General features: G+C 47.2%; 11 protein-coding genes. 5 read left to right on the forward strand and 6 right to left on the reverse strand.

Annotation, left to right across the window (positions count from 1 at the left end; translation table 11 throughout):
• The first annotated feature begins 266 nt into the window (after positions 1-266).
• Complete coding sequence (locus B9Y93_RS21515) at positions 267-1,241, forward strand: MerR family transcriptional regulator (protein ID WP_244903530.1); 975 nt, start codon at positions 267-269, stop codon at positions 1,239-1,241.
• On the opposite strand, the gene B9Y93_RS21520 is transcribed toward B9Y93_RS21515, so the two are convergent.
• The 5 genes from B9Y93_RS21520 to B9Y93_RS21545 form a co-directional block, all read right to left on the reverse strand.
• Positions 1,223-2,701, reverse strand: a complete 1,479-nt coding sequence (locus tag B9Y93_RS21520) for an alpha/beta hydrolase family protein (RefSeq protein WP_085498141.1) — start codon at positions 2,699-2,701, stop codon at positions 1,223-1,225. The two genes, B9Y93_RS21515 and B9Y93_RS21520, sit on opposite strands and share 19 nt — an antisense overlap.
• A 469-nt stretch (positions 2,702-3,170) precedes the next feature.
• Complete coding sequence (gene gnd / locus B9Y93_RS21530; RefSeq protein WP_085498143.1) at positions 3,171-4,064, reverse strand: phosphogluconate dehydrogenase (NAD(+)-dependent, decarboxylating); 894 nt, start codon at positions 4,062-4,064, stop codon at positions 3,171-3,173.
• Positions 4,065-4,259: 195 nt separating this feature from the next.
• On the reverse strand, positions 4,260-5,771 hold the full coding sequence (gene zwf, locus B9Y93_RS21535) for a glucose-6-phosphate dehydrogenase (protein ID WP_085498145.1): 1,512 nt from the start codon (positions 5,769-5,771) through the stop codon (positions 4,260-4,262).
• A gap of 570 nt (positions 5,772-6,341) precedes the next feature.
• A complete protein-coding gene (locus tag B9Y93_RS21540) occupies positions 6,342-7,961 on the reverse strand; it encodes a Na/Pi cotransporter family protein (protein ID WP_085498147.1) in 1,620 nt (539 codons plus the stop codon).
• 425 nt (positions 7,962-8,386) lie between these two features.
• The gene (locus tag B9Y93_RS21545; RefSeq protein ID WP_085498149.1) at positions 8,387-9,133 is read right to left on the reverse strand and encodes a PIG-L deacetylase family protein; all 747 of its coding nucleotides are present in this window, start codon (positions 9,131-9,133) and stop codon (positions 8,387-8,389) included.
• Between the two features lie 377 nt (positions 9,134-9,510).
• On the opposite strand from B9Y93_RS21545, the gene B9Y93_RS21550 reads away from it, so the two are divergent.
• The 3 genes from B9Y93_RS21550 to B9Y93_RS21555 all read left to right on the forward strand — a co-directional run bounded on the left by B9Y93_RS21550 (position 9,511) and on the right by B9Y93_RS21555 (position 12,178).
• Positions 9,511-10,599, forward strand: a complete 1,089-nt coding sequence (locus B9Y93_RS21550) for a helix-turn-helix domain-containing protein (RefSeq protein ID WP_085498150.1) — start codon at positions 9,511-9,513, stop codon at positions 10,597-10,599.
• Positions 10,600-10,692: 93 nt separating this feature from the next.
• On the forward strand, positions 10,693-10,851 hold the full coding sequence (locus B9Y93_RS24710) for a hypothetical protein (protein ID WP_176229001.1): 159 nt from the start codon (positions 10,693-10,695) through the stop codon (positions 10,849-10,851).
• Positions 10,852-11,074: 223 nt separating this feature from the next.
• Positions 11,075-12,178 carry a helix-turn-helix domain-containing protein gene (locus tag B9Y93_RS21555; protein ID WP_085498152.1) on the forward strand — a complete coding sequence of 368 codons (1,104 nt, stop codon included), beginning with the start codon at positions 11,075-11,077 and terminating at the stop codon, positions 12,176-12,178.
• Between the two features lie 131 nt (positions 12,179-12,309).
• On the opposite strand, the gene B9Y93_RS21560 is transcribed toward B9Y93_RS21555, so the two are convergent.
• Positions 12,310-12,750, reverse strand: coding sequence for an N-acetyltransferase (locus B9Y93_RS21560; RefSeq protein WP_085498154.1), 441 nt, complete (start codon positions 12,748-12,750; stop codon positions 12,310-12,312).
• A 196-nt stretch (positions 12,751-12,946) separates the two neighbouring features.
• On the opposite strand from B9Y93_RS21560, the gene B9Y93_RS21565 reads away from it, so the two are divergent.
• Entirely contained in the window at positions 12,947-13,534 is a 588-nt protein-coding gene (locus tag B9Y93_RS21565; protein ID WP_085498156.1) for a DUF3238 domain-containing protein, read from the forward strand.
• Positions 13,535-13,599: the final 65 nt, after the last annotated feature.

Here is a 13,599-nt window from a genome sequence, read left to right on the forward strand (position 1 = left end):
GCACCATTTTCCGCTCCCAGCAAGTGGGTAATGCAAAAAATCGCCTCTGCCAAAAAAGTCAACCCGTAATAACTGGCCTAACCTGATAATACGAAGAGACCCCAGCAGCTGACGCAAAATTTCCTAATGCGTCAGGTGCCGGGGACTTAATCATTAACCTGATCCAACGGATGAATAACAGGTAGAACAAGCAAATTGAAAATCATTATTCCTTTCGGTACAATTAATTCCAAATATCGTATGATTCCAACCGAAGGGGTGATCGCTTGCGTAAAGATACCAAAACTATCGGCGAGGTGGCTAAGCTGCTGGGTACAACCGTTAAAACCGTCCGTTATTATGATGACATCGCTCTATTAAAACCATCATGCCACAGCGAAGGCGGACACCGCTTATATACGCCTGAAGATATTTCCCGTCTGCGGCTGATCACAACGCTGCGCTATCTGGACTTCGGCATTGACGAGATCCGCCAAGTAATGGAAGGAGAGATTCCGTTCACTACAGCACTCAACTGGCAGATTGAAGCGCTAGAGACCCAGGTCAGTACTCTGACCAATATGATTTCGATTCTGCGCCAAGCCAAAGAGCATGATTCAACAGACACTTCTCTGCATTACTTGAATGAGTTGGTCGACTCTTTGTCCATGAATGCCGATAAGCGAAACCGGTTTATATCCAGCAAAGTAGAAGAAATACAGGTACTCAGTCAATTGCCGGCCGAATGGCAGGATACCTTTTTATATTTGTTCAATAAATATATTATCAATGAAGTCAAAGTGACGGCTGGGCAATCCGTAGCTTGGAACGAACTGCAAGCGCTTATGAACGATCCGCAGTACCTAGAGGATCTTGTCCATTACGAACTGCCCTTTTTCAATATGGCCATGCACCCCCGCGTTCCCGCTGTGTCTTGGATCAGAACACTGGAGAACATTCGGTTCCGTGTGGAAGCGGCCCTGCAACAAAGATTATCAGCAGACAGCGCTGTTGTACAGACCATTGTTGAAGATTTTGTGATGATGTATGCGAGTCCGGAGCAATTCCGAGATAAAGCCGCCTTTTTCCGCGAATATGATCAATTTATGCTTCATGCTCCTACCGAACGGTTGGAACGCTTCAATAAACTGTGCTTGCTCCTCAATCCCAAATGGGACGTCATTGTTAGAGGCAACGCCTTGCTGATGCAAGGATTGCAATGGAAACTCAGGCAGGAGGGCTCTCACTCCGCTCCTTGTTGAAGGGTATACTCCGGATGGTCTCCAAGGCTGCGGTTCAAATATTGCAAGGGCTGTCCTTTCAGGTAATGGTCAAAAAAATCAAGCGTATACTCATTAATCAGCTCATGCGTTCTGCGCACGTCCCCTCCTTCCATCCATTTAAACAAGGGGGTGAGCAGATACAGGTCCGAGAAACTCATATGTTTGCTGTTCTTAAATGTCATCCAATAATTTCCTCCGGCGGTTACCGGCTCATACCGGGCAAACAGCTCATCATAGTAGGCTGCAATCTCTTCCCTGTTCGTCCCGAGCGCGGCAATCTCTGCATCGCCAGTGTGGTCCACCCCCTTTAATGTGTCATCAGCACTCATGAGCAGAAAAGGCTTCTTCAAGCCGTCCGCAGGAATTCGCTTTTCGCCGTAAAGCACACCATCCATATTAATACCCGCTTGTATTCTGGAATCGTCCAGCAGCATTTGCACCGTCGTGGCTCCCCCAAAAGAATGGCCGAACATGCCCACATGTTCAAGATCGAGCCGACCGGTAAACAAACCACCAGGATCATTCGCAGACAAGGCCTCAATTTGGTCAAGCACAAACTTCGCATCTTCCACCCAGACTCGATTGCGCTCGTCCATAAAAGAATACTTCATTTGTTCATAACCCGTCTTACCTTCCGAATCAAACTTCACCACATGCTGGTCCGGAAATACGGAAGCCACGCTGCTATAGGCATGTTCAATCCCTACGACAATGTAGCCGTGGCTTGCCAATTGCTCGATTTGAAACATGTTCTGATTTTTATAGCCCATAAATCCATGCGAGAACAAAAGCACAGGATATTTAGATTCCGTATCCGCTAGCTCGGCATTCGTAATAGCATGGGTGTTGACCAGTTTCAACCCTGAGAATAAAAACTCCGGTAGCTGCAATAATTCATGCAGTCCTTCTACATACGGAACAGGATCAGATAAATATGGCTCCGGTTTCCCTGTAGCTTCCGAACTTGCCGGATACCAGATTTGAACCATTAATTCGCGGGAATCACCGGACACTTCAGTAAACTTTTCTTCTCGTGCAGAATCGATCCAATGGTAGGTCACTGTCCCTATTGCGTGGGGACCTGTGGGTTCCGCAAAAGAAAATACAGGGAACAAGAGCGGCAGAGCAATGGCCACGGCTGCATAAACTGCCGCAACTCCCCCAAGTAGTACTATATTCCATCGCCTCAGCCGCTTGTTTGATGGCCTTTCTGCAGAGTGGAAGAAAAGTCTTGCTCCTCCCGCAATCGCCCATAGTGTGATCAGATACACCGGAATCATCGGCCAACGCATTCCTTCTACGAATGCATGAACGACCAGCAATACAGCACCAATGCCACCGCCTATTAGCCACCCTCGCTGTGATTTGGGACGCCCCAGGGTTAACCACCCCATCAGCCATACATGAAATAAGACAAGTCCGAATTCAATCCATCTCATAATCAATCCTCCTTGGTTTTCTCTTCCGATTGCCACCTGATTTCAAGTATAAAACCTCCTTTTAGAGGAGAATCAACACCTGTTTATTCAGCAAATGCTGGACATGTACGCTGATTCAATGAATAAGAAGCAGGCGGGTTACCTGCTCGAATCATCGTGGAAGAAAAAACATACCGATTGGGGAATATGCAAAATTCAGTCCTATTAAAACGTACATAAAAGAACCATTTCATTATCCAATAATCCCTGCTGCTTGAGTAAGTTGTTCAGCTTAACGAGACGAGATAGCCTTGCGCATGCTTGTGGGAGAATCGTATGAGGAAATATTCGAAGCAATAACCGTATTGGGGTAAAAAAGAAGCTCTAGAGCATGAATTCCTTCATTCTCTAGAGCTGTCTTTTTCTTATAAGATATAACGATATGCATAAATCTTCAGCTGATAATACTTTTGAAAATCGTCCTTAGTCCTTAGTTCTTCTCCACAGCGTGGCCGCCGAATTCATTGCGAAGCGCAGCAACAACCTTGCCTGTGAACGTATCCGCTTCTAATGAGCGATAGCGCATCATAAGCGACAGCGCCATAATCGGCGTGGCTGCTTGAAGATCAAGTGCTGTCTCCACTGTCCATTTCCCTTCACCGGAGGAATGCATCACGCCTTTGATCTCATCGAGCCTCGCATCCTTCGAAAAGGCATTCTCCGTCAGCTCCATCAGCCATGAGCGAATGACAGAACCATTATTCCATACTCTTGCCACCTGCTCATAGTCGAAGTCAAAGTCGCTCTTGTCGAGCACTTCGAATCCTTCTCCAATTGCAGCCATCATGCCGTATTCAATCCCATTGTGAACCATCTTGAGAAAATGGCCGCTGCCTGCACGCCCTGCGTACAAATAGCCATTCTCGACGGAAGTGTCGCGGAATAAAGGCTCCACATGCTCCCATGCCTCTGGGTCCCCGCCGATCATATAGCATGCTCCATGACGAGCTCCTGCCATCCCTCCAGAGGTTCCCACATCCATAAAGTGAATGCCATGCTCCTTCAGTCGGTTGTAACGTGCAATCGATTCCTTATAATGAGAATTGCCTGCTTCTATGACAATATCGCCAGATGACAGCAGCGGAATAAGTTCCTCCATGACGTTGTCGACGACCATATGGGGAATCATCAGCCACACGAGCTTCGGCGAAGGAAGCTGTGCGACCAGCTCTTGCAGACTGCTTGCCGCAGCTGCGCCGCAGCCTTTCATCTCCTCTACTGCCTCGGCATTCAGATCAAAGGCGATCACCTCGTGCTGATGCTCAAGTAGATTCTGACCCAGATTCAATCCCATTTTGCCTAATCCAATAAGTCCGACCTTCATGTTGTGTATTCCCTCCGCTAGCTTCTCTAAGTTGTAAGTGATGGATGTTCTATATCTCAATATCGATATCGGCCCGATGCCTGCATTCATCCGAATCTTGCGCGTAGGCACAAGGGATAGAAGAGACACCGAGCCGTTATGTGATTTAGTGATGTAATGATGTATTTAATTAAAAGTATACCCCGTAAAACATGATTAAATTTGAACCAGCTTCTCCTGCAGCTTCTCACCCGCAGCTTCAACTTCCGGTTCCTTGTCAAGCCACCATTTATCGCTGCCCAAGAGCTCATGTGCGGCTTCAGGACCATTGGAACCTGACTTGTAGGTGTAGAGCGGAAGCGCATTGGCCTCAAACGCCTCAAGGATTGGCTGCACCCATGCCCAAGACAGCTCTACCTCATCCCAATGGGCAAAGAACGTCGCATCGCCGCGCAGCGCATCGAAGATCAGATTCTCATAGGCTTCTGGCATGTCTGCTGCATGCGTCATGGAATTCGCACGCACAGGCACGAATTGCCCTGGATGATCCGCATCCTTCGTATTAAGCTGCAAGGAGATGCCTTCATTCGGATTGATCTCGATGACCAGCAGATTCGGCTCTGCTGTTGTATGTCGTGGATCATTATAGGACTCCATCGGATCCTTGAACTGCACGACGATGCGCGTGGATTTCTCTTGCATGCGCTTGCCGGTGCGAATATAGATCGGAATACCTTTCCAGAAATGATTATCTATCCACAGCTTCGCTGCGATAAAGGTATCATTTTGAGAGTACGGCTCGATGCCCGGCTCATCCAGATAACCTTGTACGGCTTGTCCTGCAATAACACCCTCTTGATATTGGCCGCGGATTACGTGTGCGGCAATATCTTCTGGTTGAAGCGGACGCAGCGACTCCAGCACGCTCTTCTTCTTGCGGCGCACTTCTTCTGGCGTGCTAGGATTAGGCAGATGCATAGTCGTCATCATCAACAGCTGCAGCATATGATTCTGGAACATATCTCGGATGGCGCCTGTCTTGTCGTAGTAGCCAGCACGCTCTTCTACGCCAACCGTCTCCGCAGCCGTGATCTGTACATTCGCAATATAGCGATTGGACCACAAGGCATGAATGACAGGGTTCGAATATTCCAGCACCTCAAGGTTCTGAACCATCGGCTTGCCAAGATAGTGATCAATACGGTATACTTCTTCCTCGCTGAAGAAGTGGCTCAGCTTCTCATTCAACTCGCGGGCAGAGGCCAGATCTCGCCCAAATGGCTTCTCGATCACAAGACGCTTCCATCCCGCTGTCTCTCCCAGACCGCTCTGAATCAACTGCTCTGCAATGGTTGCAAAGAACTCCGGTCCAACGGACAAATAGAACAAGCGATTGCCTGCAAGGCCCAGTTGCTGTTCACGCTGAACGACAAGCTCCTTCAGTCGCGTGTAATCCTCGCTGTTATTCACATCGAGCGCACAGTAGCGGAAGGCTTGTACGAACTCGCGTACCAGCGTCTCATCAGGCTTGCGTCTAGAAAAGGCATTAAGTGCTTTCGCGATATGACTTTGGAAGTATTCATCTGTCCATTCTCTTCTTCCTAGTCCAATAACGGAGAAGGTAGACGGGATCTTCCCGTCCATATATAAGTTAAATAACGCAGGATACAGCTTTCTCATCGCTAAGTCTCCTGTCGCTCCAAACAATACAATGCTTGCTGCTTCCATCTCTCTCTTCCTCCTATCCGTTATCTCGATGAGTATCTCATCCTGCCGTATGGTTTCATCGATGAGCGACCTCGGTTTTTATATCGCCAATAAGAATGCTATCATCCTTTCCACACGCGAGAAGCAATGAATGATTCTTAGTCGGTAAACAAAAAGCCATCCCGATCACTCGGAATAGCCCCCATGCATGTAAACATAACCCCCTGTATGCCCAGCATGCTGGATATTCAAGGATTCAGGCATATTTGTCTCTTATGTCTGTGCCCCGGAATTGCATATGATGCAAATACAGTGGGAGGGCTAAAACGATATTTTAAGATTATTACAAAAAGTTAGTAAAGTAAATGTTCATTTTGAAATCTCTATGAGCTTTTTCATAGTGTAGCTGAAAATCGTCATTTTTTGGATTTAAAAAAGAAAATTTTTCATGACATTTCAAAAAGTGCTTTAGCACCATGTTCCAAAATAAAGAACTGGATCCGGCATAACAAGTCCCTTTTCTCTTGTCAGCGATGCATGGCATATACGCAGTACAAGCCGCCCTAAGCATCAGGCGGCTTGTCTTCTATGTTAATGCTGGTCTTCTTGCAGTATGAATTGAGCAATATTCTTCGAATGATCCCCTACCCGCTCTAGGTTGCTCAAAATGTCAAGATAGATTGCCCCCGACGTGCCTGAGCATTGACCTTGATTCAAGCGTGCGATATGACTTTTGCGGAAGCTCTCCTCCATGCGGTCAAGCTCCGATTCGCATACGAGCACATCTGCGGCTGCTTCCTTATCGGAATGCTCTAACGCATAGATTGCTCTCTCAACCGTATGATCAGCAAGCTTCAGCATCTCGCGCAGCTCATTCTCGGCTTCTGCTGAGAACTCTACCTTATTTGAGATCCGAAGCTCGGAAAGCTCGACGATATTCTCCGCATGATCGCCAATCCGCTCAATATCATTGATTGTATGCATGAGCGTGGAAGCCTTTGTAGACTCTCCCTCTGGCAGTCCGCTTTGCGAGATCTTCACCATATATTCCGTAATTTTGCGTTCCAGCTCATTCACAAGCTGCTCCTTCTGAAGCGCAAGGTTCGCGACCTTGTCATCCTTATTGAAGAAGTAATCGGATGCATCATTTAGAATTTCGCGGGCATACGTCCCCATGCGAATGATCTCATTCTGAGCTTGTCCAAGCGCAACAGCTGGTGTCGCAAGAAGACGCGCATCCAGAAACTTCGGCTTGAATTCAATCTCCGTCATCTTGCCCCGGATCACCTTGCTCGCGATCCAAGCCAAAACAGGAATCAACGGAATAAAGATCAATGTGTTCGTGACATTGAACATTCCGTGCGCATAGGCAATCTGCATTCGGATGTTCACATCTTCACCGATCCACAGCACAGCACGATGCACAATTGGCAGTGCGAGTGTGAACAATATTGTACCTGCCACGTTGAAGATAACATGAACGAGCGCCGCACGCTTTGCTGCTACGGATGCACCGATTGCAGCTAGCACAGCCGTAATCGTAGTCCCGATGTTGTCGCCGAACAGGACCGGCAGCGCACCTTGAAGCGTAATCATGCCCTCATCTGCAATCGTCTGCAATATTCCAATCGTTGCACTAGAGCTCTGTACGATCATCGTGAACACTGTTCCCACGAGCACGCCAAGCACAGGCACTTCAGAGACTTGTATGATAAAGTCTGTGAAGACCGGCAGCCCCTGAAGCGGCTTCAAGCCGCCGCCCATCGTGGACAGTCCGAGGAACAGCATACCAAAGCCAAAAATAATCTGACCGATATACTGCACTTTTTTCTTGCTAATGAAAAACAAACAAATTGCACCTACTGCGATAATCGGCAAGGAATACTTCTCAATCTTGATTCCGACAATAAATGCGGTCATCGTCGTTCCAATATTGGCCCCGAGTATAACACCGATAACCTGTCTTAGGGTCATTAAGCCTGCATTAACCAAGCCTATGGCCATGACCGTTGTTCCTGTTGAGGTCTGAATCAAAATGGTAACGACAATACCTACGATGATTCCTTTGATCGGGTTGGAGGTGTACGTTGCTAACAAGTTCCGCATCTTGTCGCCGGCCGTCTTCTGAAGACCATCTGACATATACTTGATGCCAAATAAGAAAATACCAAGTCCTCCAACAAATTTAAACAAAATATCCTGCCAATCCAAGCCGTAATTCCTCCCCTTAAGCTTTCACTTGTTATAGCATGAAAATGTCCAGCTTCTAATATAAACGACCGAATCGCATCCGTCCATTTACATTGATCACATCAATTTTACAATTTCGAAACATTTTTCTTTCGTTATGTAACTACTGATATAAAGCCGCTAAGGTCATATGTAAGATGTTATAGACAAACTCCTTGGACTCCTCCTCAATTATCCCTTCTCAAGAAATTTATGGACTTCGTAACGTTCAGTATTCCCTATATTACCAATCCCATGCCAAGCCTCTGCCTCTTAGATCTCTGTCCATCCTCTTTATAGGCGAGAAAAATAAGCATACAAAAAAGCAGCCATCAAGCTGCTCCACTTCTTTCACTTACAAGAAGCGGCCCGCATGACAGCTGCAGTATGATTTCAATAAATTTACATTATTGTCCATTAAAAAGTTCTAGATATGGCAAAACCGCGACTTCCTCGCCCGTTACGTCTACCGGCTGTCCTTTCTTGCGGACAAGCGTATAGTATTCCTCCGATCCAATAGAGGAATCATCCCCCTGCATAACGCCAGGATATCCGCGATCTACCGAATACACCTGTGTGCGATGCTGGCGCAGCGCCTCTGCCTTCAGATGGCGGTACTCCGTCATGTCGATTCGTCCCGTAGGCGCTAGTCCCTCGGCAAGTCCCATTGCCTGTCTCACGGCCTTAGGAATGGCCGCATAGTAATACGTGGGCTCTTCTCCCGCCGAATACTCCTGCTCCGCCCTTAGGACAGCTTTGTCGGTTGCCAGTGAGATTGCAATATGGTCAGGATGAGCCGTAATGCCGTCAGGCGGGAACGTAACAATGACGTCAGGCTTGATGTCCACGATGCTCTGATACACACGTTCGGACAGCTCATTGGGGTCCACATCCTTAAGCCCACCGTCAAGATAACGATATAAGATAAGATTGCTGACTCCTAATATATCGCAAGCTTTGCGCAGCTCCCCTTCGCGATGAGCTGCTAATTGTTCTTTGGATTGGAACGTATATTCTCCGGACTTGCCCTTGCATCCCGAAGTTGCACTAATGAGGGAAACCTCCACACCAAGCTTGTGGTACTTGGCAATCGTCCCTCCATTGCCGAATGTCTCATCATCAGGATGGGCGTAAACAAACAACAGCTTCTTCATAAACATGCGGCTCCTCTCTACGGGGTTCATCTCACGAATTGCAAGATCCCTTACAAGTAACTATACCATAGACATATTTACCCAATCACCTAGTTATCACACCAACTTTTAGGTCTTTAACAAAAAATTGAATGTTCAATGAGCAGTTGAGCAAGTTTGCACACAAAATAGGCAGGATTCAACTAACGCTTGATCGTTATCGATCCTCCCCTATGCTATGCTTTTTTCCATCGGGCCCGTTCAATAATCGCGGAACATTCCAAATACTCTGCCTTTAGGGCTTGCACTATTCCGAACCCTAATCTGTCATGGAAACACAAGAAATGTCAAGAGACAGCTCGATTAATCTCTTATCATTGGATCTAGGAGTGAGGGACATGAATGAACATATCCAACAGATGATTGATTGGATTGAACGCCATTTAAAGCATGATTTTTCATTAGACGCATTATCGAATTACATGGGGTATTCCCCTTATTACTGCTCTTTCAAATTTCACCAAGCAGCTGGCATAAGCATCAGGCGCTACGTTCTTCTTAGAAGGCTTTATTTATCTACTGAACATTTAGCCAATGGTCAAAAGATCTTGGACATTGCCTTGGAGTTCCGTTATTCCTCTCAAGAAGCCTACAGCAGAGCTTTCAAGCTGATTTTCGGCATCAGTCCGAGTGAATTTCAACGCAAACCCATGCCTGTTCAATCCTTTATTAAACTCACGGTCAATAAAGACAAAGGGTGGTGCGAAATGAATATTGCTAAAAAAATTGAAGTTGAGCAGCTGCAGCTTAAGAACAGCGAATGCTTTGATCAAGACGTGCTTCATCTATTAAACGGTCAGGTTATGTATGAGGAGTTTAAAGACAACAAACTCATGGGGAATGCCGACTACGCTCCCTTTAACGAAGCGATGTGTGTGCACGCAACGACGAAGCAAGTGTTTTCCCAAGCATTTATTGCAGCACGAGCCTCCGGGCATCATGACTCGGTTGAAAATTACATCTCAAAAGTGATTGATCCGCTGCATCCCCTTTTTCACAAACCATACAAATGCATTGTGCTGTGGTTTGGAGAAGATATGTTTTGTCAGATGAATCTGCTCACGATGCTCGCCTATCTAGAGCAGTCCGGCTATGCTGGCAGGGTATTTATGTTCAGCTTCAGAGAAGATGAATTTAAGGTGAGCGAAACGGAGCTCACACTAGGCCGCTATGCTGCTGTATACGAAGAGGTATTGATTCGCCATCAAAAGCCTTCTAGTGATCTGCTTCCCATCATGTATCAAGCGGCAAACCTCTATTTAGACATGCTGCATGAACGTCATGCCGTCGTAAAGTATATTTCGAGCCATAAAGATTTGCCAACCTCAGAACTATTAATCAAGTTGTTTGAGCGGTTCCCTTCCATTGGATATGGAGATACGCAGTATTTAGAGCTGATTCATAAAGCAAGAGCCGAGCATTCCTAATGGCTGCAGCACCGCACCATGTGATGTTCGGGCATACTTGCTCTCTTTAACACATGCTCGTATGTAAAGCCACATATATAGGAGGAAATTGAGATGGGTTTTGGGAAGATTGCTGTAATGATATGGGGACTGCTAAAGGAAGAACAGCCAGCGGCAAGGCAGCTCATGTACAGCTCCAGCTCAGCACAGGATACTCCTTCTCGGAATAAGGAAGAGTACCGCTACCAGCAATGCTTTTATCCATATCAATAAGCACGCGAAGGCGACAACTGACGCTTGACGCTGACTGGCAGACATAAAGCCATTCCAGCAAATAGCCGTTAGCCATCGTTTAGCAGCTTGTTCAACAAACGGTTGAATGCCCATACGTGTAAGGCGGCAGCCATTCAACCAACGCTTGATCGTCATCCCCCGGGTCCTGTGCTATGCTTCTGATATCGGGCCCGCAACCTTACTTATATAGGAGGAACACCTCATGGACATTCAAAAGATTGGAGCATACATTTCGAAGCTGCGCAAAGCGCAGGATATGACGCAGCTAGAACTTGCAGAGCATTGCAATGTCAGCCATCAAGCGGTATCCAAATGGGAGCGTGGAGAATCTTTGCCAGATATCGGCACATTCCCGAAGCTTGCTGAACGCTTCGAGGTTACAATCGACAATCTGCTTCACGCAGGACAAGAGCAGCAGACTGCCAAGCCTAGGCAAGCAGGCACCATTGTCAAGGAGCTCGCGAATAATAAGCCTGAGCAGATTTCACAAATGATGAATGCGGGCGAAGTGGAACCTGAGGACCTGCTTGAAGTCGCTCCGATGCTCAAGAGCAGTTCCCTTCATCAGGTTGTGAAAGGCTTAGATGCCTCTCGCTTCAGCTTCGAGCAAATCATCGGACTCGCTCCCTTTCTAAGGGAACAAGATCTTGATCAGCTTGTATCCTTCATGCTTAACGAAGGGCAAGAACAGGTGCCATGGAACAACATTGCCGCCTTGGCGCCATTTCTCAGCAGCGACGCTCTTCAGCAGCTGGTCGATCATCACATCCAAGATGAGCTGCAGGCGAAGCACCTTATCGCTCTCGCTCCTTTTTTGGAGGATGAGCAGATCGATGAAATGATCCGCCATGTCGTTAGCCAAGACCTGAACTGGAACTTAGTTGTTTCGCTTGCTCCGTTTGCAGAGGAAGAAACCTTTGATTGGCTCATAGAGCAATGCAAGTCTAATCAATTGCGCGCCAACCAGCTTACAAGTCTTGCTCCATTTCTAGAAGAAAGACAGCTTGATCAGTTGGTGCGTCAGGTTGTGCTTGATGATACGATGAATTGGAATGTGGTTGTTTCGCTAGCCCCTCACCTTGAGGAGGCAACATTAGGCTGGCTGGTGCAGCAGGTCATAGATGGCAAGGTGGAAGGGCACCACATCGTAAGCCTAGCTCCATTTCTAGAGGAAGAGCACATTGGGCTCCTGCTGGCACACGCGCAGCAAGGCACGATCAGCCCCGATCTCATCATGAAGCTAGCTCCATTTGCGGGTGAACAATTATTAAGCAAGGTCATTGTGAATTTCGTTAACAAATCATAGCATTACCATTCGGCTCCTGCTGCAGCACGGACGGAGAAGCCGCGTTTCTTCCATTGCCTTTGAGCAAAGTGGACGGACGCCCTGGCTCCCAATGGCTTTAAGCAGGGCCGAATATTCTTCATGGCCAAAAGTTACCCTTCTGAATCAGGCGACCAAATCATCGTATATTCCATATGCCCGGAATCCTCATTGGGCTGCTTGCTCTTAATAGCGAAGCCGCATCTGGCGTAGAAGCTTACCGCTCGTTCATTTTCCGCATACACCCCTAGCTCTAGACAGGAATACCGCTCCTTCGCAGCTTGTATAAGCGACGCTCCGAGTCCCTTTCCCTGCTCCTTAGGATCAATAAATAACGCTCCGATAAAGCTATTCTCAATGATACTGATAAAGCCCGCAATCCTGCCTTCTATCTCCGCTACCAAGGTATCTGCAATCGGCAAATAATGCTGTTCGACGATGCTTTGATTATCCTGCCAATACGATTCTGTTAAAAACGGATGCGCTTGAATATTCGCTCGAAGCCATATATCCATAATGATGGGTGTATCCCTTGCCTCTTTCTCTCTAATCATGAGTTGAACCTCCTCTATGAACCTAATCCGCGATTAGCATCTTATCTAGCAAACGTTAATCTTACCCATCTATCCAGTGTACGTTACAGCTTCAATGATATGATATTATGAACATATTCATTGTCTGTTCGATCCTTTTCATGTTAAGCAAGCCATTTCTAATTTATTTCTATTTCTAATAAAAGGAGTTGGGAGTATGACAAAGCTTGTGAAAATTAGAGCCAGCGTATTCATTGGACATGTGCTCTGGCTGGACCCTGTCATAGATCCAAAGCAGCAGCTGAAGATTTCATTTCAAGGCGATGGCAGGGGCTTTGAGCCTCATGCTGCGCGTACAGGCCGCTCCCGCGTTGAGCAGGAGGTCACTGTGGACTTTGAGAAGCAGCGCATGGTTACCTATGCGGATACAGGCGTAACCGTGATGAAAACACTAGCTTTGGATGGGAGCATCCAGTATGAACAAGGAAAAGCCGGCTCCCATCAGGTGCAAGTAGTGAATGAACAGTGGCTGGAGGATGAGGTATGCTTTCGCATGCAGGCAAGCGCAAGCAACCCCCTGCGTAAAGAAGCGCCAGCCGTAGACTATGCGGTCGACGTGAAGGTGCACCGCAGCGGATTGGTTACCTTGGAAGGAAGGCATGACGGCTTTCCCTGCTTTGAATTCTATAAGCAGCTGGACTATGGCCCTTATGAGGTGCTGTATCAGCACGATTATGTCGCTGCAGGCAGTACGCCAGCATCTATGGCTGGCGATATGGAATATTCCATTACAGTTGCGAAGTAAGGACGAAGCAGCGATGTATCGCACAGCACCTCTTATCCCTTACAGCCGCTTCCTATTGCAGGAAA

Origin of the sequence: Paenibacillus aquistagni (genome assembly GCF_900177815.1) — a bacterium.
GTDB lineage: Bacteria > Bacillota > Bacilli > Paenibacillales > Paenibacillaceae > Paenibacillus_B > Paenibacillus_B aquistagni.